This window comes from Plantactinospora sp. WMMB334 (assembly GCF_049179095.1).
GTDB lineage: Bacteria > Actinomycetota > Actinomycetes > Mycobacteriales > Micromonosporaceae > Plantactinospora.
The window spans coordinates 7,243,736-7,269,792 of record NZ_JBMHME010000002.1; the positions used below are offsets into that span (position 1 = coordinate 7,243,736).

At 73.1% G+C, this 26,057-nt stretch carries 18 protein-coding genes and 2 pseudogenes; 14 read left to right on the plus strand and 6 right to left on the minus strand.

The features are described 5' to 3' along the window. Positions 1-229: 229 nt before the first annotated feature. Positions 230-1,207: a glycoside hydrolase family 5 protein gene (locus ACN27G_RS31435; RefSeq protein WP_421496296.1), complete on the plus strand. Its 978-nt coding sequence runs from the start codon at positions 230-232 to the stop codon at positions 1,205-1,207. A gap of 194 nt (positions 1,208-1,401) precedes the next feature. Here ACN27G_RS31435 and ACN27G_RS31440 read toward each other — a convergent pair whose 3' ends face one another. Together ACN27G_RS31440 and ACN27G_RS31445 are read right to left on the minus strand one after the other, a co-directional pair. After that, positions 1,402-1,989 (minus strand): hypothetical protein, encoded by a 588-nt coding sequence (locus ACN27G_RS31440; RefSeq protein WP_421496297.1) that lies wholly within the window; start codon positions 1,987-1,989, stop codon positions 1,402-1,404. A 2-nt stretch (positions 1,990-1,991) separates the two neighbouring features. Then, the gene (locus ACN27G_RS31445; protein WP_421496298.1) at positions 1,992-3,254 is read right to left on the minus strand and encodes an MFS transporter; all 1,263 of its coding nucleotides are present in this window, start codon (positions 3,252-3,254) and stop codon (positions 1,992-1,994) included. A 364-nt stretch (positions 3,255-3,618) separates the two neighbouring features. On the opposite strand from ACN27G_RS31445, the gene ACN27G_RS31450 reads away from it, so the two are divergent. From ACN27G_RS31450 to ACN27G_RS31475, 6 genes are all read left to right on the plus strand, one after another. After that, positions 3,619-5,412 (plus strand): HSP90 family protein, encoded by a 1,794-nt coding sequence (locus ACN27G_RS31450; protein WP_421497529.1) that lies wholly within the window; start codon positions 3,619-3,621, stop codon positions 5,410-5,412. A 4-nt stretch (positions 5,413-5,416) separates the two neighbouring features. Then, a complete protein-coding gene (locus ACN27G_RS31455) occupies positions 5,417-8,551 on the plus strand; it encodes a hypothetical protein (protein WP_421496299.1) in 3,135 nt (1,044 codons plus the stop codon). Between the two features lie 72 nt (positions 8,552-8,623). Further along, entirely contained in the window at positions 8,624-9,250 is a 627-nt protein-coding gene (locus ACN27G_RS31460) for a TetR/AcrR family transcriptional regulator (RefSeq protein WP_421496300.1), read from the plus strand. A gap of 90 nt (positions 9,251-9,340) precedes the next feature. After that, positions 9,341-10,687: an acetyl-CoA carboxylase biotin carboxylase subunit gene (locus ACN27G_RS31465; RefSeq protein WP_421496301.1), complete on the plus strand. Its 1,347-nt coding sequence runs from the start codon at positions 9,341-9,343 to the stop codon at positions 10,685-10,687. An 8-nt stretch (positions 10,688-10,695) separates the two neighbouring features. Beyond that, positions 10,696-11,586, plus strand: a complete 891-nt coding sequence (locus ACN27G_RS31470) for a hydroxymethylglutaryl-CoA lyase (RefSeq protein WP_421497530.1) — start codon at positions 10,696-10,698, stop codon at positions 11,584-11,586. A gap of 99 nt (positions 11,587-11,685) precedes the next feature. Next, positions 11,686-12,333, plus strand: a complete 648-nt coding sequence (locus ACN27G_RS31475; RefSeq protein ID WP_421496302.1) for an MBL fold metallo-hydrolase — start codon at positions 11,686-11,688, stop codon at positions 12,331-12,333. A gap of 81 nt (positions 12,334-12,414) precedes the next feature. On the opposite strand, the gene ACN27G_RS31480 is transcribed toward ACN27G_RS31475, so the two are convergent. Beyond that, positions 12,415-12,987: a snapalysin family zinc-dependent metalloprotease gene (locus tag ACN27G_RS31480; protein WP_421496303.1), complete on the minus strand. Its 573-nt coding sequence runs from the start codon at positions 12,985-12,987 to the stop codon at positions 12,415-12,417. A 214-nt stretch (positions 12,988-13,201) separates the two neighbouring features. Between ACN27G_RS31480 and ACN27G_RS31485 the strand changes: the two genes are divergently transcribed. Together ACN27G_RS31485 and ACN27G_RS31490 are read left to right on the plus strand one after the other, a co-directional pair. After that, a complete protein-coding gene (locus ACN27G_RS31485) occupies positions 13,202-14,734 on the plus strand; it encodes an acyl-CoA carboxylase subunit beta (RefSeq protein WP_421496304.1) in 1,533 nt (510 codons plus the stop codon). A 47-nt stretch (positions 14,735-14,781) separates the two neighbouring features. Continuing rightward, entirely contained in the window at positions 14,782-15,930 is a 1,149-nt protein-coding gene (locus ACN27G_RS31490; RefSeq protein WP_421496305.1) for an acyl-CoA dehydrogenase family protein, read from the plus strand. Between the two features lie 29 nt (positions 15,931-15,959). Here the strand turns inward: ACN27G_RS31490 and ACN27G_RS31495 are convergent, their stop codons facing one another. Together ACN27G_RS31495 and ACN27G_RS31500 are read right to left on the minus strand one after the other, a co-directional pair. Further along, a complete protein-coding gene (locus ACN27G_RS31495) occupies positions 15,960-16,511 on the minus strand; it encodes a DUF1697 domain-containing protein (RefSeq protein ID WP_421496306.1) in 552 nt (183 codons plus the stop codon). 223 nt (positions 16,512-16,734) lie between these two features. Beyond that, positions 16,735-17,985: a D-alanyl-D-alanine carboxypeptidase family protein gene (locus ACN27G_RS31500; protein ID WP_421496307.1), complete on the minus strand. Its 1,251-nt coding sequence runs from the start codon at positions 17,983-17,985 to the stop codon at positions 16,735-16,737. A gap of 212 nt (positions 17,986-18,197) precedes the next feature. Between ACN27G_RS31500 and ACN27G_RS31505 the strand changes: the two are divergent. Together ACN27G_RS31505 and ACN27G_RS31510 are read left to right on the plus strand one after the other, a co-directional pair. Continuing rightward, positions 18,198-18,458 (plus strand): annotated as a pseudogene (locus tag ACN27G_RS31505) (Scr1 family TA system antitoxin-like transcriptional regulator); the annotation flags it as partial. 13 nt (positions 18,459-18,471) lie between these two features. Continuing rightward, positions 18,472-18,594 (plus strand): annotated as a pseudogene (locus ACN27G_RS31510) (DUF397 domain-containing protein); the annotation flags it as partial. A gap of 115 nt (positions 18,595-18,709) precedes the next feature. Here ACN27G_RS31510 and ACN27G_RS31515 read toward each other — a convergent pair. Beyond that, positions 18,710-19,966: a multidrug effflux MFS transporter gene (locus ACN27G_RS31515; protein ID WP_421496308.1), complete on the minus strand. Its 1,257-nt coding sequence runs from the start codon at positions 19,964-19,966 to the stop codon at positions 18,710-18,712. A 52-nt stretch (positions 19,967-20,018) separates the two neighbouring features. On the opposite strand from ACN27G_RS31515, the gene ACN27G_RS31520 reads away from it, so the two are divergent. The 3 genes from ACN27G_RS31520 to ACN27G_RS31530 all read left to right on the plus strand — a co-directional run bounded on the left by ACN27G_RS31520 (position 20,019) and on the right by ACN27G_RS31530 (position 25,809). Continuing rightward, on the plus strand, positions 20,019-20,504 hold the full coding sequence (locus tag ACN27G_RS31520; protein ID WP_421496309.1) for a MarR family winged helix-turn-helix transcriptional regulator: 486 nt from the start codon (positions 20,019-20,021) through the stop codon (positions 20,502-20,504). A gap of 193 nt (positions 20,505-20,697) precedes the next feature. Beyond that, entirely contained in the window at positions 20,698-23,046 is a 2,349-nt protein-coding gene (locus tag ACN27G_RS31525; RefSeq protein ID WP_421496310.1) for an MMPL family transporter, read from the plus strand. 228 nt (positions 23,047-23,274) lie between these two features. Further along, positions 23,275-25,809 (plus strand): ATP-binding protein, encoded by a 2,535-nt coding sequence (locus ACN27G_RS31530; protein ID WP_421496311.1) that lies wholly within the window; start codon positions 23,275-23,277, stop codon positions 25,807-25,809. The last annotated feature ends 248 nt before the right edge of the window (positions 25,810-26,057 follow it).

Genomic DNA, 26,057 nt, shown 5'->3' on the forward strand with positions numbered 1-26,057 from the left:
CGACCGGCCAATCGGAGCCCGCACCGGAGCACTACAGGGGGCGGACGCGCCCCGGGGCACCACGGCATGAACCGTCGTACCCGCCACCAGAAGCCTCGTGAGGAAGGACGAGACCTTGACAACCCAGCAGGGCACCAGCTCGGTCACCACCATGAACCACACCGCACATGAGGTATCGACGTCCCGTCGACGATCTCTCCGTCGCGTCGTCATCAGCACCCTGGCCGCAGTGTTGCTGATCCCCGTCGCCGCCGTCGAGGGCGCGACACCGGCCAACGCGGCCACCAACCAGTTCCGAGGCATGAACTGGGCGAGGCAGGGCGACAACTTCACCACCGGCCGGCTCGTCCCCCATGGCCTGAGCATCAACGACAGCAACGCCACGGTGCGGGCCAAGGCCAACGCCCTCTACGACGACATGGCCGCGATGGGCGTCAACACCGTCCGGCTTCCGATCAACACCCACACCGTGGCCGACGGCTGGTGGAACAACTACCGGGGCGCCATCGACGCCGCCACCGGCCGCGGCTTCAACGTCATCCTTGCCTACTGGGAGGACGGCGCCGCCTCCGGCGGCCGGGTCACCAACTCGTCCGCGTTCCACTCGATGTGGACCACGGTGATCAACGCCTACGGCGGCAACAGCCGGGTCTACCTCGAACCGATGAACGAGCCGCACGGTTACTCGTCGCAGGAGTGGCGCGACGTCGCAGTGCGTTGGCTCGACCGTCACACCGGCGCCAACCGGGGCCGGGTGCTCATCGGCGGCACCGGCTACAGCCAGGACCTGCGGGACGTCTGCAATGACAGCCGCCTCAACGGCACCCTGCTCTCCATCCACCACTACGCCTTCATGTACGGCACCAAGGACTACTGGGGGTGGCGCAACCACTTCGAGGAGCGCCTCGGCAACTGTTCGTCCCGCGCCGTGCTGACCGAGTTCGGCGCCCCGATGGACAACGGCCTGAACTACGGCTCCAACGCGGGCACGGAGAACTTTGTCAACTACATCCGGGCGATCACCGACACCACACGCTCGCGGAGTATTGGTGGCGCCTACTGGCCGGCGACGGGCGGCAAGCCCACCGGCAGCTCCGGGTACGACTGGTATTCGATGTTCTCCCTCAGCGGCAGTGGCACCAACCTCAATCTGAGTGTCCGCAACAACTCCGGCCGCGACCGCGTCCGGTACGGCTGGGGCCTCTGATCGGTGGTAGGACCACCTGTCGCACCGGCACCCGCACCAACCAGCTGTTCCCGATGGTCGTCGACGGCGTGACGTACCGCCCCGCATAGACTGTGGATCCGCGGTACGGCCCGCACGCCCCCGGTACCGAAGCTCGTGTCCGGTACCGGGGGCGTCATCGTTTCAGAGCCTCGGGCGCGACCGGTGGAGTTTCGTCAGGAAACGGGTGAGGTGCGGATCGAAGCGGGCGGGGTCCGCGTCACGCACCTGCCGGCGCGGTGAGCGTCCAACCGATCCATGATCGCGTTGGCGATCTGCTCGGCGTCCAACGTCTCCGAGTCGAACGTCACGTCGGCCGGGATCGTCGGCAGCAGCTTCCGAAAGTGGCGGTGCCGGGAGCGGTGGAACGTCGGATCGCGGGACAGTACCCGTGCCGGGTCGGCCCGTGCGCGTGCGAGGGTCACGGACACCGGGGCGTCGATGACCACCCAGAGCACGGTGGCATCGACCGGCAGTGTGCGGGTCAGCGCGCCGCGCTCCTCCTCGGTGTGGAACGGGCCGACCGCCAGGACGTACTCGACGTCGGAGCGCATCCACTGGCCGACGAGGGCACCGTGCGCCTCGTGCGCCGCGAACCACAGACCGACCCTCGCCGCGCCGGGCCGCCCCACCATCGCCGCGACGTCGTCGACGTCCGCCACCACGACCGTACGGCCGCATCTGGTCAGGCGATGACAGAGCGCGTCCGCGACGGTGTTCTTGCCCGCCGCGATCGGGCCGGTCAGGATCACGAGCTGAGTCACGGTTATGAGCCTGTCACACCGCTGAACCTGCTGTCGCGCCGTGCCCCACTGCGGAGAGTGTGCCAGGAGGCGGCGGTGACCAGGGCGAAAACGGCGGCGGCGGCGTAGAGCACCGAGGGAAGCCCGGCAGCGGAGCCGAGGAAGCCGGCGCCGACCGCGCCGACCGGGGCGGCCAGCATCCCGACCGTACGCTGGGCACTGCCGACCCGGCCGAGCAGTGCGGCGGGGACGTTCTTCTGCCCGTATGCCGACCAGAGCGCGTTCCAGATGGCGGTGCCGGCGGAGAAGACGGCGAGTGCGACGGCGCCCGGCACCGGATGCCGGGCCAGTGCCAGCGCGACGAGCGCCAGCGTCTCGACCACCAGCACGCAACGCAGGCCGGCCAGGGTGCCGAGCCGGGCGGCGACCCGGCCCGCGCAGAGTCCACCGGTCAGCGCGCCGAGTATCGCCGCCGACATGAAGAGCCCGTAGCCGGCGGCGGGCACCGCCAGCACCTCCAGCGCGTAGAGGACGATGATCGCGATCAGGCCGCTGGTGGCGAGGTTGGTGATCGCGGTCAGCAGGGTGATCCGGCGCAGCGTGCCGTCCCGCCAGATCCACCGCAGCCCATCCCCGGCCGCACGCCAGGCGGTGGCACCGCGCCCGGCGGTGGCACCGCGCCCGGTGGCGGCGGCGCTGCTTCGGGTCGGACCGGTTCGCAACCCTCTCGGGACCCGCAGGGTCAGCGCCAGCAGCGCGGCGAGAGCGAACGTCACGGCGTCGACGGCGAACGGCAGGGCCGCCGAGATCGCGAAGAGCACCCCGGCCAGTGGGGCGCCGACGAATCCGCCGGCCACCGCCGTACCCGCCTGGAGCCGGCCGTTCGCGGCGGCGAGCCGGTCGGCGGGGACGATGCCGGGGAGCAGCGCGAACGCGGCGGCGTCGAAGACGGTGCCGAGGGTGGCGAGCAGGAACGCGCAGCCGACCAGCACGGCGATCCCGGCGTCGCCGGTGGCGACCAGCAGCGCGAGGCCGGCGACCAGGGCGGCGCGCAGCCCGTCCATTGTGGCCATCGCCCGCCGCCGGTCCCACCGGTCGGCGTAGACGCCGCCGACCAGGCCGAAGAGCAGCGGCGGGAGCTGCCCGGCGACCACCACCGCCGCGGCGGTACGCGGATCCCGGCTCGCCGACGCGGCGAGCAGCGCCAGCGCCGGGGTGCGCAGCGCGTCACCGAGCCGGGACACCACCGTGGCCGTCCACAGTGACCAGAAGCCACCACCCGGCATGACCACCTCCGCACCGCGCCGCACCGAATCGTGTCGAGAGTGACCGACCGGCACCGGATCCGCCTGACCGGCCCGAGGCTGCGGCCTCGATCGGGTCGAGAGTCAAGTCGCCCATCCGGCGACCGCCCGGGAAAGTCGGCGGGAGTGCGGGAAAGTCGGCGGGAGTGAGTGCGGGAAAGTCGGCGGTAGTGCAGGACGCGAGGTGTCGTGCCGGGCCGGTACCGTGAGCGCCGTCACCCGGCGCGCGGGGCGTGCGGCGCCGTTATCCGCGGGCGGGCGTGCGGCGCCGTGACCGGATCGGCGTGCGGCGCCGTCACCGGGCAGGAGTAGAGCACCGTTACGGACGGGAGTGGGCGAGAAGATCGTGGACCGTACCTTCCAGGTCGACCTCCGTGGCGTGGTCGACCTGCTCAGCCACCACCTCTACGGCAGTCCCCGGGTCTATGTCCGGGAGTTGTTGCAGAACGCGGTGGACGCCATCACCGCCCGCCGGGCCGTCGAGCCGGGTGCGCCGGCCGTGGTCCGGATCGAGCCGCCGGAGCTGACCGGGGACGGCACCCTGCGGGTGCACGACACCGGCACCGGCCTCACCGAGGAGCAGGTGCACGAGTTGCTGGCCACCATCGGCCGCAGCTCGAAGCGGGACGAGCTGGGCTTCGCCCGTCACGAGTTCCTCGGGCAGTTCGGCATCGGCCTGCTCTCCTGCTTCCTCGTCGCCGACGAGGTGCGGGTCCGCACCCGGCACGGCGACGAGCCGACGGTGCTCTGGACCGGTTACTCCGACGGCCGCTACCGGGTCGGGCCGGCCGCCGCCGACGCGCAGCGCGCCGAGCCGGGCACCACCGTCACGATCGTCCCCCGGCGCGGCGCCGAGCAGTGGCTGACCGGGCCGACAGTGACCGAGCTGGCCCGCCTCTTCGGGTCGCTGCTGCCGATCCGGGTCAGCGTCGGCGACGTCGAGACGACCGCCGGGCCGCCGCCGTGGTCGGCCGCCGCCGGCAGTTCCCCCGCCGCCCGCCGGGAGAACCTCCTCCGGTACGCCCGCGAAGCGCTCGGCTTCACCCCGTTCGACGTCGTACCGCTCTCGGTGCCGGAGGCGGGGCTGACCGGGGCCGCGTTCGTCCTGCCCACCCCGGTCAACCCGGCGGCCCGGCCCGGACACCGGGTCTACCTGAAGCGGATGCTGCTCACCGAGGGCGCCGACGGGCTTCTTCCCGACTGGGCGTTCTTCGCCCGCTGCGTGGTCGACTCCACCGAGCTGCGCCCGACCGCCAGCCGGGAGGCGCTCTACGAGGACAGCCTGCTGGAGGCGACCCGGGAGGCGCTCGGCGACCAGCTCCGGGGCTGGCTGGTCCGGCTGGCCGGTAACGCGCCGCGCCGGCTCGCCGAGTTTCTCCAGGTGCACCACCTCGGGGTGAAGGCGCTGGCCCTGCACGACGACGAGATGCTGCGGCTGGTCGAGCGCTGGTGGCCGATGGAGACCAACACCGGGCAGACCACCCTGGCCGAGTTCCGCGAGCGGCACGGCCTGATCCGCTACGCGGCGAGCATCGACGAGTTCCGCCAGCTCGCCGCGGTGGCGGCGGCGCAGGACCTGGCGGTGGTCAACGCCGGATACACCTACGACACCGAGATCATCGAGCGGTTGCCGGCGGTGGACCGGTCGGTCCTGGTGGAGCGGCTGGAGCCGGACGACCTCACCACCCGCTTCGACGCCCTCGACCCGGCCACCGAGCTGGCGCTGCGGCCCTTCGTCGTCGCCGCCCAGCGCGCCCTGGACCGGCTCGGCTGCGAGGTGGTGCTCCGGGCGTACGCCCCGGCGTCGCTGCCGGCACTCTATGTCGTGAGCCGGTCGGCGGCCTTCGAGGAGCAACTCCGCTCGACCCGGGAGCGGGCCGACGAGACCTGGGCCGGGGTGCTCGACGCGCTGGCCGCCTCCGGCCCGGCGGAGCGACCGCAGCTGGTGCTCAACCACCGCAACCCGCTGGTCCGCCGGGTCAGCGCGCTCGGCGACCCGGAGCTGATCGGGCTCGCCGTCGAAGCCCTGTACGGCCAGGCGCTGCTGCTCGGCTACCATCCGATCCGCCCCGCCGACGCCGCCCTGCTGAACAGCTCGTTCCTCGGCCTGCTCGGTCGGGCCGTACCGGGACAGGAGTGAGGCGATGACGTCCGGCACCGACGAACTCTGGCGTACGCTCGACCGGGTCGCCGAGATGCCCTTCGGCAGCGGCCAGATCGCCGCCACCGAGCAGTTGCTCCGGCAGGTCGACGCCGCCGGTGACGAGCGGCTGGCCTTCGTCGCCCGGATGCTGGCGACCAGCGCCTACTACTACGGCGGCGAGCCGGCCCGGTCCTTCGTCAGCTTCTCCTGGTGCCTGGCCGACTTCGACCGTAACCCGCAGCCCTACCACCGGCAGTACGAGCACAACCTGCTCTGGTATTTCAAGCACATGATCAGCGCCCTGCTCTACTTCCCGGAGATTCCGCTGGACCGGACCAGGGCGGTGCTCGACGACATGGAGCGGCGTTACCGGGACGGCGGCCACAGCCTCCAGGCGGTCTACAAGCAGCGGCACCAGGTCGCCCTGCACGTGGGCGCGACCGACGAGGCCGCCGAGTGGTACAGGCGGTGGACCACCACGCCCCGGGACGACCTCTCCGACTGCGCCGGCTGCGACCCGACGGGCCAGATCGGCTACCTGAACACCCTGCGCCGCTACGAGGAGTCGGTGGCGCTGGCCGAGCCGGTGCTCGCCGGCCGGTTGAGCTGCACCGAGCAGCCGCAGAACGTCCTCGCCGCGCTGCTGCTGCCGTACCTGCACACGGGGCGGCGGGAGCAGGCCCGGGACGCGCACCTGCGGGCGTACCGCCGGCATCGGGCCAACCTGGCGGACCTGTGGAACATCGGCGACCATCTGGCGTTCTGCGCGGTGACCGGCAACGAGGCGCGAGGGCTGGAAATTCTCGAACGGCACCTGGAGTGGCTGGACCGGGCGCCGTCGCCGGGCGACGCGATGGCCTTCGCCGCCAGCGGTGCGCTGCTGCTGCACCGGCTGGCCGCCGAGGGGCACGCCGAGCTGGCCGTGCGCCGCCGGGAGTTCGGAGATCGGCCGGCGACCGAGGTGCCGGTGGCGGTGCTCGCCGACGAGCTGGCCGGGACGGCCCGGGAGCTGGCCGTCCGGTTCGACGCCCGCAACGGCAGCACCGCACAGTCGGCTTTCGTCGCCGAGGTGCTCGCCCGGGAACCGGTCGGGGACTACCTGCCACTCTCCGCGACCGCGCGCAGCCGCCCCACGCCCGGCCCGAGACCGACCGGCCCCGGCCCCGGCACCAGCACCAGCACCAGCACCAGCACCGGCAGCGGCACGAGCACCGGCACCGGCAGCGGCAGCGGCACGAGCACCGGGAGCGGCAGCGGTGAGGGTGCCGCGGATGGTGCCGGCGGAGCTGTCCGGACCGCCGCCGGGCGCGCCGCCGGCCGGGCGGCGACCTCCCCGCCGTCCCGGCCCGAGGTGCCGGCGGACGCCACCGCCGAGCAGCTGCTCGACCTGGTCGACGCGGCCTGGCGCGGTGAGCGCGACGACGAGATGCTCGCGCTGCTGGCGGTCTTCGACGAACGTTTCGCCGGGCAGCAGCAGGAGCCGGGCGTCGTCGCCCGGCGGGCCGAGTTCCGGGCCGTCGAGCGGCAGGTGGACGGCGACCTGGACGCGGCGGTGGTGGCGAACCGGGAGGCGCTGGCGCTGCACCGGCAGATCCCGGATCCGCACCGTGCGCAGGTGGTGGCGGGCCGACTCGGCGTACTGCTGCTGCTCTCCGGCGAGCCCGAGGAGGGTTTGCCGCTGGTCGAGGAGTCAGCCGACTACCTGATGGCGCACGGCGACGCCTGGCACCGGGCGGCCGCACAGGACCGGTTGGCGATCGCCCTCGCCGAGCGGGGCCGGGGCGACGAGGCGGTGGCGGCGGCGGACCGGGCGGCGACCGAGGCGGCCACGGCCGGCGACCGGCACCTGGTGGCCAGGGTCGCGTTGACCAGGCTCCGCGTCCTGGAGCTGCTGGGCCGGCGGGTCGAGATCGGCACGGCGGCGCAGCATGCCCGGGAGCTCTACGACGAGCTCGGCCTGCCCGAGCACGCCGCGATCGCCAGCCTCGGCTACGCGGGCTCCCTCGACGATCCGGCACAGGCGGTCGCCGCGTACGACGACGCGGTGCGACTCGCCACCGACAGGCTGGCGCTGCCGGCCCGGACCGGTCGGGCTCGGGCGCTCGTCGCCGCCAACCGGCCGGCCGAGGCGGTCGACGACCTGGTGGAGGCGGTGGCACTCTGCGCCGAGCGCGGCATCACCGACGGCGTGGCCTACCTGCGCTGGGAGCTGGCCGACGCCTACCGGCGGGCCGGTCGTCCGGTGGAGGCGGCCGAGGCGGCGGAGGAGGCGGTCGGCGAGCTGGACCGGCTCGGCCGGCAGGCGGACGCGGACCGGTGCCGGCACCTGCTCGCCGGCATCTACCGCTCGATGGGCGAGGAGGGTGCGGCCCTGGCCCTGCTGGACCAGCTCGCCGAGAACCTGGACGGGCCGGACAACCTGCCCGCCCGGGCCGGTGTGCTGGAGGAGGCCGGCGACCTGCTCTACGCCCAGGACCGGGACAATCTCGCCGCGCAGCGGTTCGGCGCGGCGGCGACGGCGTTCCAGCTCGCCGGGCTGCCGCTCGACGAGCTGCGGGCGCGCCGCCGGGAGATCTCCGCCCAGCACTGGGCGGGCGATCCGGCGGCGGCGCTCGCCGCGCTGGCGGCCGCGGACCGGGTGGCGGCGGCGCTACCGGACGACGTCGGCGCTCCGGACGGGGCCGACCCCCTGAGCGGAGCGGGCACGCCCGGTGGATCCGGAACGCCGGACCGGGAGCGCGCCCAGCAGCCGGATCAGCAGGATGCCGAGGTCGGTGCGGCGGTGCGCTGGGAGCGGGCGATGCTGGCCGACGCGGCGGCCCGCGCGCTGGTCGGCGCGGACCGGCCGGAGGAGGCGCTGGCCCGGCTGGACGGTGCCGCCGACGCCCTGCGGTCGATCCAGGCCTTCGGCGAGGCCCTCCTCGTCGACCTGCTCACCGGCGAGGTGCTGCTCCGGCTCGACCGCCCGGCCGAGGCCGAGCCACTGCTCCGGGCCACCCTCGGGAGCCTGCCCGAACACTCCGACGCGGTACGCCGCACGGCCTGGCTGCTCGGCGGCGCGCTCGCCGCGCTCGGGCGGACGACCGAGGCCGACGCCCTGCGCGCCGAATACGGCCTCGACAGCGACGACGATTAGCCGGCCCGGTCGTGCCGTGGTGCACGCCACTTGGCGGGCGGCAGGAGATTGACAGCTGACTAGGCTGGGCGGGTGACGGTGGAAGAGCAGGTGCTGGCGGCGGCCGACGCCCCCGCCAGTGGCGTACGGCGACGGCGTTCCCGTCGCGAGGAGATCCTGGAAATCGCGGTCGGCCTCTTCGCGGCGCGCGGCTATCACGGGGTCTCGATGGACGACATCGGGTCGGCCGCCGGGGTGACGGGTCCGGCCCTCTACCACCACTTCGCCGGCAAGGAGGCGATGCTCGTCGCCGCGCTGATGCCGGTGAGTGACGGGCTGCTGGCGGGTGGCCGGCAGCGGGTCGCCGAGCATCCGGAGAACGCCCGGGCCGCGCTCGAATCACTCATCGACTTCCATGTGGAGTTCGCCCTGGCCAACCCGGCGGTCATCGCGCTGCACCTGCACGAGCTCGATCGACTGCCGGAGGAGCCCCGCCGGCAGATCCGCCGGCTCCAGCGGCTCTACGTCGAGGAGTGGGTCGGGGTGCTGACCGCGCTGCACCCGAAGCTGCCGGCCGGCGAGGCCCGGGTGCTGGCGCACGCCGCGTTCGGCCTGATGAACTCCACGCCGTTTCTCGGTGGCGAGGTCGACCGCCAGCGCCGGGCCGCGCTGCTGCGCGCCGCTACCCTGGCCGCACTGTTGGCCGACCCGGACGACTGAGCCGCACTCCCCGCGCTTCACGTCGCCGCGTCGGCGCACGACGGTCCGCCAGCGCTGTCGGACCGAGTACCGAGAGGTAGAGAACTCAACATGATCGAGTCCCTGCTCGTCGCGAACCGTGGCGAGATCGCCCGCCGGATCCTCCGTACCGCCCGACGACTCGGGGTGCGGACCGTCGCGGTCCACTCCGAGGCCGACGTCGACCTGCCGTTCGTGCGCGAGGCGGACGAGGCGGTCTGCGTCGGGCCGGCGAATCCGGCGCAGAGCTACCGGAACGCCGAGGCGATCATCGCCGCCGCCAAGTCGACAGGTGCGCGGGCGATCCACCCCGGCTACGGCTTCCTGTCGGAAAACGCGGACTTCGCGCGTACCGTCGAGGCGAACGGCCTGGTCTGGGTCGGGCCCGGCGCCGACGCGATCACCGCGATGGGTGACAAGATCAATGCTCGTAACCTGATGGCCGCAGCCGGGGTGCCGGTCGCGCCCGGCACCACCGACCCGGCCGCCGACGCCGACGCGGCGCTCGCCGCAGCCGAGGCGATCGGCTTCCCGGTGATGGTCAAGGCCGCCGCCGGTGGCGGCGGGATGGGGATGGCGGTCGCCACCGACCCGGCGGGCCTGCCCGGCGAGTACGAGAAGGTGCGCACCTTCGCCGAGCGGATGTTCGGGGACGGCTCGGTGCTGATCGAGCGCTACTTCCCCCGGGTGCGTCACGTCGAGGTGCAGATCCTCGGCCTCGCCGACGGCCGGATGGTGGCGCTCGGCGAGCGGGAGTGCTCGGTGCAGCGGCGCAACCAGAAGCTGGTCGAGGAGTCGCCGTCGCCGGCCGTCGACGCCGCGCTGCGGGAGCGGCTGCTCGCGGCGGCGGTCCGGGCCGGCGAGGCGGTCGGCTACCGCAACGCGGGCACCGTCGAGTGCCTGCTCGACGCCACCACCGGGGAGTTCTTCTTCCTGGAGATGAACACCCGGCTCCAGGTCGAGCACCCGGTGACCGAGCTGGTCCACGGCATCGACCTGGTCGAGGAGCAGTTGCGGGTCGCGGCCGGCCTGGCGCCGACCTTCGACCCGGACGCGCTGGCGCCGCGCGGGCACGCGATCGAGCTGCGGGTCAACGCCGAGGACCCGAAGCGGTTCCTGCCCGGCCCGGGTGCGGTGACCGCGTGGACCGAACCGACCGGCGAGGGGGTGCGGGTCGACTCCGGGTACGCGCTCGGCACCACCGTCACGCCTTTCTACGACTCCCTGATGGCGAAGCTGGTCGTGCACGGCGCCGACCGGGCCGAGGCGATCGACCGGGCCCGGTCGGCGGTGGCCGGCTTCGAGATCGCCGGCCCGAAGTGCAACCTGCCGTTCTTCGCCGAACTCCTCGACAATCCCGAGTTCCTCGGCGGCGACTACGACACGGGCATCGTCGCCCGGATGCGGGCGAAGAAGTGAGCGCCGACCTGCCGGCCGCGGTCTCGATCCGGGAGGTCGGGCCCCGCGACGGCCTGCAGAACGAGGACCCGGTCCCGGCCGACGGCAAGGTACGCCTGCTCGACCTGCTCGCCACCACCGGCGTACGCCGGATCGAGGCGGTCTCCTTCGTGCACCCGAGGGCGATCCCGCAGATGGCCGACGCCGACGAGGTGTGGGCGCGGGCGACGAGGGCGCCGGGCGTGCGCTACTCGGCACTGGTGCCGAACTCGAAGGGCGCCCAGCGGGCGCTGGCCGCCGGCTTCACCGAGATCGAGGTGGTCGTCTCGGCCAGTGACACGCACAACCGGCGCAACGTCAACCGCTCCACCGCCGAGTCGCTGGACGACATCGCCGGGCTGATCGGCCTGCTGCACGACGCCGGGGCGACCGCCGAGGTGATCGTGGCGACCAGCTTCGGCTGCCCGTACGAGGGGGACGTCGACCCGGCCCGGGTGGCCGGGATCGTCGACCGGGTGGTCGCCGACGGTGCGGACCGGATCGCCTTCGGCGACACCACCGGCATGGCCACCCCGCGACGGGTACGCGAGCTGGTCACCGCCGTCCGCGACCGGCAGCCCGACATCCCGGTGCTGCTGCACTTCCACAACACCCGGGGCACCGCGCTGGCAAACCTGCTCACCGCGCTCGACCTCGGCATCACCGAGTACGACGCCAGTGTCGGCGGCCTCGGCGGCTGCCCGTACGCCCCCGGGGCGAGCGGCAACGTCGCCACCGAGGAGGTCGTGCACATGCTGCACGACATGGGAGTCGACACCGGCATCGACCTCGGCGCACTCCTCGAGACGGCGCGCTACGCCGAGCAGCTCGTCGGCCGGGAACTCCCCTCCGGCGTCCTCCGCGCCGGCCCCCGGACGTAAGGAAGGCATGTAAGGAAGGGCCCCCACTTATCGCATTCTGCATAGGAAGGGCCCCCTGTTAACGGCTCACGGAGCGGCAAACCGGGATACGCTCGGCCAATGCGGTTGATCAAGTACACCCATGCGTGCGTACGGCTGGAGGCGGACGGACAGTCGCTGGTGATCGATCCGGGCATGTGGACCGAGGCCGAGGCGCTGGACGGGGTCGACCACGTGCTGATCACGCACGAGCACCCCGACCACCTCGACGTCGAGCGGCTCAGCGCGGCGGTGGCCACCAACCCGGCGCTGCGGATCCACGCCCACGCCGACGTCGCCGGGAAGGTGAAGGAGCTCGGTCCGGCGCTCGTCCCCGTCGCCACCGGTGACGAGTTCGACGCGGGCGGGTTTCCGGTCCGGGTCGTCGGCGGCGACCACGCCGAGATCTACCAGGGGCTGCCGGGCATCCCGAACCTCGGCTACGTGATCGACGTCGGCACTGCCGGTGGTGGCCTCTACCACCCGGGTGACGCCTTCTTCGTCCCGGATCTGCCGGTGGCGACGCTGCTGGTGCCGACGAGTGCACCGTGGTTGAAGGTTTCGGAGTCGCTGGACTTCGTCCGGGCGGTCAAGCCGCGGCGGGCCTACTCGATCCACGACGCGCTGCTCAGCGAGCGCGGGGCACCGATCGTGGACCGCTGGTTCGAGCAGAAGGCCGAGACCGAGTACGCCCGGATCCCACCCGGCCGGTCGGTCACCTTCGACTGACGGCGATCCTGGCTGCGAACATGACCGGAGGGGTCGGCATCGTGCCGACCCCTCCGCACGTGGTGTCCGCTGCCCGGCCGGTCAGCCGATCGGCGCGAGTACCGCCGGCCAGCTGTCCGGGAAGACCTCGCCGCCGACGCTCTCGGCGCGCTCGGCCCCGACCCGGGTGCCGGCGAAGAGCTGGGTGACCCGGCTGGCCTCGGCGCTGCTCGGGTACGGGTTGGTGCAGCTCGTGCCGGCGCTGCCGCCCGACATCAGCAGCGAACAGTTGCCGTTGTAGTTGTCCGGCAGCCCGAGGATGTGCCCGATCTCGTGCGACATGATCCGCAGCGGGCTGTACTGCTGCGCCTGCCGGGTGTCGATGTAGACCCGCCCGTTGCCGAGGCTGGTCCGGATCGCGTACGAGCCACCGCCGGTGATCTGGTAGATCCGCAGGTTGTTGCCGCAGTTGGCGCTGAGGGTCAGGTTCGAGGTGGCGTTGTTCCAGATCGAGGCGGCCTGGTTGGCGATGCTGACGTAGCTGGGTGCCTGGCTGGTGTTGTAGCAGATGGTCATGGCGGCGGAGGCGGGCGCGGGGTTCGCCAGCGTGACGCCGAGGGTGGCACCCGTGGTCGCGACGAACGCGACGAGTAGCCGGCTGATGCGTGAGGTCATGGCTCACTTCTCCGATCCGGAAGGTGTGTCGGGGGTGGGAGCAGAGTAATTGACGGCCGTCAATTACACCATCCTGTCCGGATACGTAGCCTTTCGGTATGACCCTCCGTCGACTGGCCCGGACGTGCCGGGATGCAGTAACCTAACGATCGTTCAGGTCATATCGCGCCATGCCCGGCAGGCAGGCGGGCGCGTACCGGACGAGGGGGGCGGCGTGACACTCGACGGCGAGGCGCTGGAGCAACTCGGCAAGCGGGTCCGGGCCGGCGGTGCGGAGAAGTACCACGCCGCCAACGCGGCCCGGGGCAAGCTCTTCGCCCGCGAGCGGATCGCGCTCCTGGTCGACGAGGGATCCTTCGTCGAGGACGGGCTCTACGCCAACGCGCTCGCCGACGGGCTCCCCGCCGACGGGGTCGTCACCGGTGCGGCCAGCATCGACGGCCGGCCGGTCTGCCTGATGGCCAACGACTCGACGGTCAAGGCCGGGAGCTGGGGCGCCCGTACGGTCGAGAAGATCATCAGGATCATCGAGCGGGCGTACGCCTCCGGCCTGCCCATGGTCTACCTGGTCGACTCGGCCGGCGCCCGGATCACCGACCAGGTCGACCTCTTCCCCGGCCGGCGCGGCGCCGGAAAGATCTTCTGGAACCAGGTCCGCGCCTCCGGCTCGATCCCGCAGGTCTGCGCCCTCTTCGGGCCGAGCGCGGCCGGCGGGGCGTACATCCCGGCCTTCTGCGACGTGGTGGCGATGGTGGACGGCAACGCCAGCATGTACCTCGGCTCGGACCGGATGGTCGAGATGGTCACCGGGGAGAAGACGACCCTGGAGGAGATGGGCGGGGCCCGGGTGCACTGCGCCGAGTCCGGGGTCGGGCACTTCCTCTGCAAAACCGAGGCGGACGCCCTCGACGTGGTCCGCCGCTACCTGTCGTACCTGCCGGCGAACTGGACGCAGCCGCCGCCGGCCGCGCCCGCCGTCGCCGCACCGACCAGTGTGGACCTCGCCGGGCTGGTGCCGGCGAGCGAGCGGCAGGCCTTCGACATGCGGCGGTACGTCAAGGGCCTGCTCGACGCCGACTCCTTCCTGGAGATCCAGGCGCTCTGGGCGAAGGAGCTGACCGTCGGCTTCGGCCGGCTCGACGGCCAGGTCGTCGGCGTGGTGGCGAACAACTCGATGTTCAAGGGCGGGGTGCTCTTCGTCGACTCGGCCGACAAGGCGACCCGGTTCGTCCAGCTCTGCGACGCGTTCAACGTGCCGCTGCTCTTCCTCTCCGACGTGCCCGGGTTCATGGTCGGCACGGCGGTGGAGAAGCAGGGCATCATCCGGCACGGCGCCAAGATGATCACGGCGATCAGCGAGGCGACCGTACCGAAGATCTGCGTCGTGGTCCGCAAGGCGTACGGCGCCGGGCTCTACGCGATGGCCGGCCCCGGCTTCGAGCCGGACGCCACCATCGCGCTCCCCACCGCGAAGATCGCGGTGATGGGCGCCGAGGCGGCGGTGAACGCGGTCTACGCCAACAAGATCGCCGCGATCGCGGACCCCGACGAGCGGGCGGCCTTCGTCGCCGAGCGCCGCGCCGCCTACGAGCAGGACATCGATCTCGTACGGCTCGCCAGCGAACTGGTCGTCGACGCGATCGTCGAGCCGGGAGACCTGCGGGCCGACCTGGTCCGGCGGTTCGCCGCCGCCCGGGGCAAGGACCGCGGCTTCTCCCGCCGCCGGCACGGCGTCACGCCCGTCTGACCACCGGGTGACCGACCACCCCCCGACCGACGACGATGGAGGAACCCATGGACTTCCGGCTCAGCGAGGAGTACGAGGCGCTGCGATCGAGCGTGCGTTCCTTCGCCCGCGAGGTCGTCGCGCCGGTGATCGCCGAACACTACGAGCGGCACACCTTCCCGTACGAGATCGTCGCGCAGATGGGCAAGATGGGGCTCTTCGGCCTGCCCTTTCCGGAGGAACACGGCGGGATGGGCGGCGACTACTTCGCGCTCTGCCTCGCCCTGGAGGAGCTGGCCCGGGTCGACTCCAGCGTGGCGATCACCCTGGAGGCGGCGGTCTCGCTCGGCGCGATGCCGATCTACCGGTTCGGCACTCCGGAGCAGCGCGCCCGCTGGCTGCCGAAGCTCGTCACCGGGGAGGCGCTGGCCGGCTTCGGGCTGACCGAGCCAGGCTTCGGCTCGGACGCCGGTGGCACGGCGACCCGGGCGGTGCTGGACGGCGACGAGTGGGTGATCAACGGGTCGAAGGCGTTCATCACCAACTCCGGCACCGAGATCACCAGCCTGGTCACGGTCACCGCCGTCACCGGCACCAACCCGGACGGCTCCAAGGAACTCTCCACCATCATCGTGCCCGCCGGCACGCCCGGCTTCACCGTCGCGCCGGGCTACTCCAAGGTGGGCTGGTGCGCCTCGGACACCCACGAGCTGACCTTCGACGACTGCCGGGTGCCGGCGGAGAACCTGCTCGGCGAGCGGGGCCGGGGCTTCGCCCAGTTTCTGCGGATCCTCGACGAGGGGCGGATCGCCATCGCGGCACTCTCGGTCGGCCTGGCCCAGGGGTGTGTCGACGAGTCGGTCCGGTACGCCCGGGACCGGCATGCCTTCGGCCAGCCGATCGGCAACTTCCAGGCCATCCAGTTCAAGATCGCCGACATGGAGCGGCGGGCACACACCTCCCGGCTGGCGTACCACGACGCGGCGGCCCGGATGCTGGCCGGTGAGGACTTCAAGCGGCACGCCGCCATCGCCAAGCTGCACGCCAGCGAGTGTGCCGTCGACAACGCCCGGGACGCGACCCAGATCCACGGCGGCTACGGCTTCATGAACGAGTTCGCGGTGGCCCGGTTCTGGCGGGACGCGAAGATCCTGGAGATCGGCGAGGGCACCTCCGAGGTGCAACGCATGATCATCGCCCGTGACCTGGGCCTGTAACCGCTCGTGACCTGGCCCGTAGCCCTCACTCAGCCGCCCGCCGCCAGGTCGACGAGGGCCCGGACGGTCCGCCAGTTCCGGGTGGTCGAGGCGACGCCGAGCCGCTTCTCCAGGTAGGCGTTGCTGAACCTGCTGCGGCCGTACCCGTCGGGATAGTGCAGGTAGACGTCCCGGCCGGTGTCGGCGAAGCGGAACTCGGCGGTCTCGCCGCCCGGCACCGACAGCTCGGCCGCCCGGTCGGCCTCCGGCGGTTCCGCCAGGAACGCCACCAGCATCTTGACCTCCTCCGGCTGCCCGGCCGCGTACGGGTTGCCGCCGGTCAGCCCGGCCAGCTCCGGGCCGGAGCGGACCATCACCGCAACGTCCAGATCCAACTCGTCGGCAAGGGCCCGCCGGATGTCGCCGGCCAGCCGTTCCGGCCCGGCGCGGTCGTCGGCTCCGAACACCACGTTGCCGCTCTGCAGGTAGGTCCTGACGTCGTCGTGGCCGAGATCGGCGGCGATCCGGCGCAGGTCGGCCATGCCGATCCGGTTACCGGAGCCGACGTTGACGCCGCGCAACAGCGCCACGTAGCGGGTCATCCGCACTCCTCCGACCGGGCCGGCTGGTTCCTGGCGTCACCAAGGCTAGTCGCCGAGGACGTCACCGGGACCAGCGGCGGAGGCGACAGCACGCCCCAGCGGCCGGGCCGCTGGCAGCAGGTCGCGAGCTCAGGATGGTTGCCGCACCAGCGGCCGTGGCCCAGCGGCTAGCGGCTGTGTCCTAGCGGCTGTGTCCTAGCGGCTGTGTCCTAGCGGCTGTGGCCTAGCGGCCGTGGCCGTGGCTGTGCGCACCGCGTCGGCGTCGGCGTCGCAGCAGGAGCAGGGTCAGCAGGGCACCGACGAGCACGGCCGGGGCGCCCGCCATCAGCAGCCAGCCGGGACGGGTGCTGTGGTCCTGGCCCACCGGGGTGGCCCCGGCGACCGGGGACGCGACCTGGTTGTGGGAGTCGGCCTGTCCTGGTGCGACGAGTTGGCCGACGCCCGCGTCGGCTGGCAGCCCGAACCCCCAGTCGAGGAGCGCGGCGCCCTGCTCCCAGCCGCGCTGCGGCTGCGACTCCGCGCCGAGCAGGGTGACCAGCAGGGTACGCCCGTTCCGCTCGGCCGCCCCGACGAAGCTGTGCCGGGCCAGGTCGGTGTAGCCGGTCTTGCCGCCCAGCGCGCCGGGATAGCGGTGCAGCAGTTGGTTGTCGTTCCAGATCGGGAAGCCCTTGGTGTTGTTCGCCGCCTGCGCCGGCACGTTGGCGATCTTCGTGGCGGCGTACGTGCGGAAGTCGGGGTGCGCGAAGCAGGCGCGGGCGATCAGCGCCAGGTCGTACGCGCTGGTGTACTGGCCCGGACCGTCCAGCCCGGAGGGTGTGGCGGCGTGCGTCTGGTACGCGCCCAGCCGCTTCGCCTCGGCGTTCATCGCCGCCACCCCGGCGGCCAGCCCACCGGCCCCGCCGCCGAGCCGGGCCAGCACGTTCGCCGCGTCGTTGCCGGAGTTGAGGATCAGGCCCAGCCAGAGCGTCTCCACCGTGTAGCGACCGCCGCGGACCAGCCCGACCGCCGAACTGCCCGGCTCGAAGTCGAGATCCGACTCGGTCACCTCGACGACCTGCTTCGGATCCAACCGGGGGAGCACCGCCGCCGCCAGCAGCAGCTTCTGCACGCTCGCCGGCACGCCGTACTCGTGCGGGCCGCAGCCGCCGAGCACCGCGCCGCTGGTCAGGTCGGCGACCAGCCAGGAGGTGGCGGTGACCTTCGGCGGCTCGGCGGCGCCGGGCGGGGCGACGAGCCCGGCGGTGGCCAGCGCCGGACCGCCGACCGCCGCCTTCGCCGGGTCGAGTGGTGGCGGCGCGGGCCGGGTCGGCCGGGCCACCGGCGGGTTCGGCGCCGGACACGGCCGGAACGGCGTGCCCGCTGCCGTCGGAGTCGGCGTGCCCGCTGCCGCCACTCCCGGCGGTCCGGCCACCGTGGTCGACGGCAGCAGCAGGACGGCACTGACCACTCTGAGTACGAGCAAACCCCGAGCCATACTCCGGAGAGTAATCGTCGTCACACGTCCGGGTGGAAGTTTCAGATATCGGGTACCGGTAAGTCCGGAAATGTACTCTCGTCTGCCTCCCACGACTCCGTCCAGGAGGGATCGGCGTCGCCGGACTCGCCGATCCGGGTGTCGCCGCCGGCCGGCTTCGTGCCCCGGCGGAACTTGCCGGAGGCCGTGCTCGGCCCGGCCCCGGTGCTGCCGTGGTTCCGGCACTGGGTCGGCGTCGAGCAGGAGGCGATCGCCGTCCGTTGCTTCGAGCTGTCGGTGATCCCCGGCCTGTTGCAGACCGCGAGGCGTACGCCCACGCGCTGCTGCGCAGTGGCGGGCTGCTCACCGCCGAGCAGGTGGAGCAGCAGGTCGCCGCCAGGCTGGCCCGGCAGGAGATCTTGTCCGGGCCGAACCCGCCGCTCTTCACCGCCGTCGTCGACGAGCGGGTGCTGCGCCAGTCGGTCGGCGGGGCCGGGGTGATGCGGGGTGGCGGGCAACCTGCCGGGGCTCGTCGGGGTGCGGGACAGCAAGGACCCGACCGGCCCGGTGCTGCTCTTCCCTCCACCCGCCTGGCACTCGTTCCTACCTACCGTCACCACCACCGGATAGCCAACCAGCCGCGCTCGGCCCAGATCTTGACGACTTGTTGCGGTTAGGACGACAACAAGTCGTCAAGATCCACGACGAATAGCGTTCGGGGTCGGGGCCGTCGGTCGGGGGTTGGTCAGGATGCGGGCGGCCGGTCGGCGTTCCGGGTGAGCAGCAGGGCGAGGGCGGCGATCGTGACGCAGACCGTCATGCCGGCGAAGAGGGGTACGGCGACGTCCCGCCCGCCGAGCCCAATCAGCGGCGCGGTCACCCCGGCGAGGATGCCCTGGAGGGTGCCGAGCACCGCCGACCCGCTACCGGCGGCCCGTCGTGCCCGCTGGAGCGCCAGCGCCGTCGCGTTACCCATGATCATGCCGAGCCCGACGAAGAAGAGCAGCAGCGGCGCGACCGCCACCGCCCGGCCGAGCAGCCCGGCGAGGGTCACCGCGAGCAGGCCGGCGGTGCTGACCAGCATGCCGGCCAGGCCGAGCCGGAGCAGGAGCGCGGGGCGGACGACGCCCCGGCCGACCAGCCGGGCGTTGACCGCGCTGCTCAGGGTGGCGGTGAGCGCACCGGCGGCGAAGGCGACGGCGGACTGCCGGACGGTCAGGCCCAGGACGTACTGGAGGAAGAAGGGCGACGCGGCGATGTAGCAGAACAGGGCCGCGAACCCGAACCCGAACGCGAAGATGTAGCCGAGATAGACCCGGTCGGTCAGCAACGACCGCGCGGTGCTCAGGGTGGCGCGGAGCCCGCCGGCATGCCGGCGCTCCGGCGGCAGGCTCTCCGGTACGCCGACCAGCGCGACCAGGAGGGTGAGCAGCAGTCCGGCGGCGAGGGTGCCCCAGACGGCGCGCCAGCCGGCGGCGCTGGTCACCACGCCACCGATCAGCGGTGCGGTGATCGGGGCGATGCCGCTGAGCGCCATCAGGATGCCGAACATCCGGGCGGCGGCCGGCCCCTCGGCGGTGTCCGAGATGACGGCCCGGCCGACGACCACCCCGGCGGCGGCGCTGAACCCGGTGACGAAGCGCAGCGCGGTCAGCGTCTCGAGGGTGGGTGCGAAGGCACAGGCGGCGGCGGAGGCGGCGCAGACGGCGGTGCCGACGAGGATGAGTGGTCGCCGGCCGTAGCGGTCGGAGAGCGGGCCGAGGACGAGCTGCCCGAGCGCCAGCCCGATGACGAACGCGGTCAGGGTGAGCTGGATCCCGGAGGGGTCGGTCCGGAACTCGTCGGCCATCCGGGGAAAGGCCGGCAGATACATGTCGATGCCCATCGGCGGCACGAAGGCCAGCAGCACCAGGGCGGGGAGCAGCAGCCGGCGCGCACCGGTACGCGACCGGGGCGGCGGCGTCGGGCTGGAGTCTTCGGTCCGGGTGGGGGCGGAAGTCACGAACGTCAAATTACTATAACTATATAACTATGGCTAGCGGTACCCTCGTGAGATGAAACGAGTGACCATGGCGGACGAGACCGTCCTGCGGCAGGCGAGGACACTCGTACCGGTTCTGTACCAGCTGGGTCGGGTGATGCGGCTACAGGGCGTCGACGAGGCCGGGCTCGGCCAACTCCCCCCGTCGGAGTTGGAGGTGCTCCGGTATGTCGCGGAGTCCCCCGGCGTCTCGGTCGGCACGCTCGCCCGCGACCTGGGGCTGCACGCCAGCAACGTCAGCGCGACCGTCCGCGCCCTGGTCGCCCGCGATCTGGTACGCCGCGAGCCCGACCCGCACGACCGGCGGGCCGTACGGCTGCACGCGACAGTCGACGCGGCGCACGGCTCGGCCCGGGTCGAGGAGTCCTGGGCACGGCTCTTCGCCGACGCCCTGGCGGAACTCGACGACGACCAGCGGGCCGCGGTGACCTGCGCCGCACCCGCGCTCGGCGCACTCGCCGACCGTCTCCGGGCGCGCCGCGCCGCCGAACGGAGCTGATCCTTTCCCGACCTGGGCCGGCTGTTGACCGGGGCCGGTTGTCGACGGGGATCGGCTGCCGGCCCGGGGCCCGCTGCCGGCCGGCGTACCGGATCGTCGATTCTGACCGGATAGGGGCTGACGTCCGGATGCCCAGGGTGTTTGCATGTGCGCCGAGGGCGACCAGCCCGGGTCGCGTGGGGAGGTTCGGGGCATGTTCGCAGTGTTCGGCCGGTCGATGTGGCGGTGGCGCTGGCCGGTGCTGATCTGCTGGCTGGGGCTCACCCTGGCCGGGGCGATCCTGGGCGGGCAGGTCTTCGACCGGCTGGTCGAGACCGACAACCTGCGCCCGGACGCGGAGTCGCAGCGGGCCGACCGTCGGATCGCCGAACTCCTCCCCGAGGGCCCGATGGTGGTCGCGATCGTCCGGGACCGTGACCCCTACGACCCCGCCCTGGTCGCCAGCGTCCAGCGGGTACACACCGACATCCAGGCCGTACCGGGGGTGCGGGAGGTCGAGGACCTCTACAACGCGGCGGGTGGCCGGATCGGCGCCGACAACCGCAGCACCCTGGTCCGGGTCGAACTCGTCGACGGGCTCCCCACCGAGCGGCGGGAGGAGACCGAGGACCGGGTGGCCGCCCTGCTGCGGGAGATCGACGCCCCACAGGTGCTGGTCGGCGGCGAGGAACTCGCCGAGCGGGCCTTTGCCGAGCAGGCGATCGACGACGCGGTCGTGGGGGAGTCGGTCGCGCTCGGCGTACTCCTGGTGGCGCTGGTGGTGATCCTCGGCGGCCTGCTGGCCGGCGTGCTTCCGCTGCTCGGCGCGCTCGCTGCCGTCGCGGTGACCCTGCTCGGGCTCTACGGACTCAGCGCGGTCACCGGGGTCGGCGAGTTCACCGTCAACGTGGTCACCCTGCTCGGCATCGGCCTGACCGTCGACTACGCGCTGCTGCTGATCGCCCGGTTCCGCGAGGAACGCGCCGTGGCACGCCCCGGGGAACGTGCTGCCCGGGACGACGCGGGTGCCGCGGCCGGGGATGCGCCGGACGCCTCCGACCCGGTCGACGCGCTCGCCCGGACGATGGCGACGGCCGGCCGGACCGTACTCGTCTCCGGGCTCGCCGTCGCGGCGGCCATGCTCGGCCTCTACGTCTTCGCCGAGCCGCTGCTCGCGGCGATGGCGCTCGGCGGTGCGCTCGCGGTGACCCTGGCCACCCTTGCCGGCCTCACCCTGCTGCCCGCGCTGATCGCCGTCGCCCACCGGCACATCCCCGAGCCCGGCGCCCACACCTGGGTGCGCCGGAGCCTGGCCGCCGCCGCCCGCCCGCTCCGCCGGATCGTCCCGGTCCGCCCCGCGCCGCCCCGCCGCCCCGGTACCCGGCCCGGCAGTCCCGGCAGCCGCACGGACAGCCCCGGTATGCTCGCCCGGCTCGCCGGGTATGCGCAGCGTAGGCCCGGCCTGGTGGCGTTCGGCGCCTCCGCCGGCCTGCTGCTGCTCGCCCTGCCCTTCCTGGCCGGCGCCAACCTCGCCAACTCCGACGCCCGGGCGCTGCCCCGGCCGATGGAGGCCCGGCAGGTGCACGACGTGTTGCTGCACGACTTCGAGGCGGGGCGCGCCGCCCCGGTCACCGTGGTGGTGGCGGCGGACCCGGCCAGCGCCGAGGTCCGGGACCTGATGAACGAGCTCAACACCCTGCCCCAGGTGATCAGGATGCAGCCCCGGCCCGACGTGCCGGGCGCGGCGCTCGTGATCGACCTGACCCCGCACGGCGCGACCGGCGGGCCGGAGTCCCGCGACCTGGTACGCGCGGTACGCGCCCTGGACCAGCCGCTGCCGTTGCTGGTCGGCGGGCCCGCCGCCGAGCTGGTCGACTACCGGTCCTCGGTCGCGCAGCGGCTGCCGTACGCCGTACTGGTGCTGCTGCTGGTCACCACCGTGCTGCTCTTCGTGCTGACCGGCTCACTGGTCGTGCCGGTCAAGGCGCTGGTGATGAACGTGCTGACCCTGCTCGCCACGCTCGGCGTCCTGGTCGTGGTCTTCCAGTGGGGGGTGGGCGCCGCCCTGCTCGGGGTGGAGTCCTGGGGGGCCATCGACCTCACCACCCCGGTGCTGCTCTTCGTCTTCGTCTTCGGGCTGTCGATGGACTACGAGGTGTTCCTGCTCGCCCGGATCCGGGAGGAGTGGCGGCGCTGGTCCGGCCTGCGTACGCCCGCGGCCCGGGTCCGGGGCGGCGAGCGGGCGGTGCTGGCCGGCATCGTCCGGAGCGGCCCGGTGGTGACCTCGGCGGCGGTCTGCATCAGCATCGTCTTCCTCGGCTTCCTCCTCGGTGACCTGACCGCGGTCAAGGAGATCGGCTTCGGCATGGCGGTGGCGGTGCTGCTGGACGTCACCGTGGTACGCGGGCTGCTGCTGCCGGCGGTGATGAGCCTGCTCGGCGAGTGGAACTGGTGGGCGCCCGGCCCGCTGCGCCGGCTGCACGAGCGGTTCTCCGGCGACGGCGCGCGGCCCGGCACCGGGTCCGTCCCGCCGGCCCCGGTGCCGGTCGCCGCCGAACCGTGACCGCGGCGTGGTCGCGACCGCGGCTGCGGCGTCGTCGCGACCGCGGCTGCGGCGTCGTCGCGACCAGACACGAACGTCCGACCTCTGCGGATTCGTCACGTTCTGTTGATCATTCGATCACCGCCCGAAACGTCTCATCAGTAATCTGTCGGATATCTATGTCCAGTTCCGTCGGTACCTCGACGCTTGCCTGCCAGGACCGCATCGAGGTGCGTAGTGTTCCTGCCCATGACACCGGATCATGGTGCTGACCGGATCCCGGGTGGCTTCAGCGACGTGCTCCGCCGGTGTCGGCTGGCGGCCGGGCTGACCCAGGCCGAACTCGCCGAACGGGCCGCCGTCGGGATCCGCACAGTCCGTGACCTGGAACGGGGCCGAGCGTCGCGTCCACAACGGACAACCGTCGAACTGCTCGCGGCGGCGCTGGGCCTCGCCGGCCGGGACCGCGCCGACTTCGTCGCCCTGGCCAGGGGGCAGGGCGCGCCGGGGGTGGAGCTCGGTGCCGTCCCGGTGCCGCCAGGCCCGCACCTGCCCCGGCGCGGCTTCGGACTGCCGGAGCCGGGTGAGCTGATCGGCCGGGACCGGGAGGTGGCCGACCTGGCCGCGATGCTGACCGAGCATCCCCGGATGGCGCGCGGGGTGGTCAGCCTGGTCGGCCTCGCCGGGGTGGGTAAGACCGGGCTGGCCCTCAAGGTCGCCCGGGAGGTGGCCGGAGCCTACCCCGGTGGCACCAGCGGCATCGTGATGATCGACGGCTCCACCGAGGCGGACGTGCTGTCGGTCGTCGCCACGGTCTTCGGGGTGGGCCGGGCCAGCGAACTCGCCGAGCGCTTCTCGGACACGCCGTCGCTGCTGCTGGTGGATGCCGTGGAGCGGGCTCCCGGCGCGGCCGCCGAGGCGCTGAACCGGCTCGCCGAGATCGCGCCGATGCTCCAGGTCCTGACGACGGGCCGGCACCCGGTCGGGCTCCCCGGCGAGCAGGTCCGGCCGGTCACCCCGCTGGAGGTGCCGCCCGCCGACGCACCGGCCGACCTCGCGCTGGTGGCCGACTATCCCGCCGTCGCGCTGCTGCTCGCCCGGCTGCGCCAGATCGGTCGCGAGCCGCCGCAACCCGACGAGGTGGGTGCGCTCGTCGAACTGGTACGCCGGCTCGGCGGGCTTCCCCTGGCGATCGAGCTGGCCGCCGCGCACGGCCGGGTCCTCAACCTCAACGAGATGCTCGACCGGTACGGGAACCGGCTGCTCGACCTCGGCATCCCGCCGGTGGGTCGTGCGGCGGTGGCGACGTTGCGGGATGCCGTCGCCGCGAGCTACCGGCTGCTGGAGGCGGACGAGCGCGCCGCACTGCGCCGGCTCTCCGTGCTGCGCAACCGCTGGTCGGTGGAGCTGGCCGAGGCGATGCTCGTCCCAGATCCCGCCCTCACCGGTGATCCGGTGCGGCTGCTGGACCGCCTGCTGGAGCACGGGCTGATCGGCGCCCGGGGCACCGGGCCGCTCCGGTTCCGGGTACTGGACGTGGTGCGCGACTTCGCCGCCGAACGCGCCGCCGCCCACGGCGAGCTGGCGGCGATCCGCCGCCGGCACGCCTCGGTCTTCGCCCGGCTTGCCGCCCGGGTGGCGCCGGACCTTGCCGGTGCCCGCATCGTCGAGGCGGTCGGCCGGCTCGACGAGGTGGCCGGCGACATCTGGACCGCCCTGGCGTACGCGGCCAACGACGATCCGCACACCGCGTTGTGGCTGGCCGGGAACCTCGCCCGCTGGTGGCGCTACCGGGGACGGGACGTGGCCGGCCGGCAGTGGCTGCGTCGGCTGCTGGACGATCCGCGTACCGGTGACGCCGATCCGGCGGTGCGGGCGTGGGCACAGGTCGGTGTCGCGCAACTCGCCCAGGAACACGGTGCCGGGCCGCAGGAGTTGCCGGCCGCCGAGGCGGCGGTGTCGACGTTCCAGCGGCTCTCCGACGCCTCGGGTGAGCTGGCGGCCCGGAACGTGATCTGCGGGATCTGGACCGCCCTCGGTGGCCACGACGAGGCGCGGCGGCACGGCGAGGCGGCGTTGGAGCTGGCCACCCGTACCGGCCGGGTCCGGGACATGGCGGTGGCACAGAACAACCTGACCTGGCACGAGATCCGGGTCGGTGACCTCGGCGCGGCCCGGCGCCGGCTGGCGGCGGTGGACCGGCTCGCCGGGGAGTGCGGTGAGGAGCGGCTCCGGGTACTCGCCCGGGCCAACCTGGCGGAGGTGGCCCGCCTGGAGGGCCGGTACGCCGACGCGGTCCGGCAGGGCCGCCGGGTGATGGTGGCCCTGGCCGACCTCGGCGATCCCGGACACCGCCGACGGGTGCTCGGCACGGTCGGGCTCGCCCTCGCCCAGGAGGGCCGGATCGACGAGGCGACGGCGGTCCTCGCCGAGCTGCGCAGCGGAAAGGCGGGCGACGACGTCGGAGGGGCCGAGCTGGAGTCGGGACGCGCACGGCCGGACGAGTTCGCCGTCCGGGACGACGGGATGTGCGCGCTGATCGAGGCGACCCTGGCGATGCAGCGGGGCGACCGGGAGTGGGCGGCCGAGTGGTACGCGGCAGCCGTGCAGGCCTGCGCCGGGTCCCGGGACCTGCGGGACGTGGCGGAGGCGCTGGTCGGACTGGTGGCGAGCACCGACGAGCCGGCGCACCGGGCGGCGGCGCTCAAGCGCCTGGACCAGGTGTGCCGGGAGGGTGCGATCGTCCTGCTGCCGCAGGAGCGGGCACTGCTCGGCTCGGTCTGAACAGCGCGGCTCGGTCTGAACAGCGCGGCTCGGTCTGAAGCGGCTGCGGGGCGATGCCCGCTGAACCGGCGGTGCGGAACGCGCCACCCCGGGGGCGTGGCGCGAGCGGGACAGCCCCCCGACAGAGCCCCTCACAGATCCACGCCCGCGCCACGTCCCCGGAGCCCCCCGGCTGCCTGAAGATTAACCAGCATCCACTGCCCGTTTTATCCGTTCAGTGCATGAAGTGGCGATACGAGGGTCGGTTC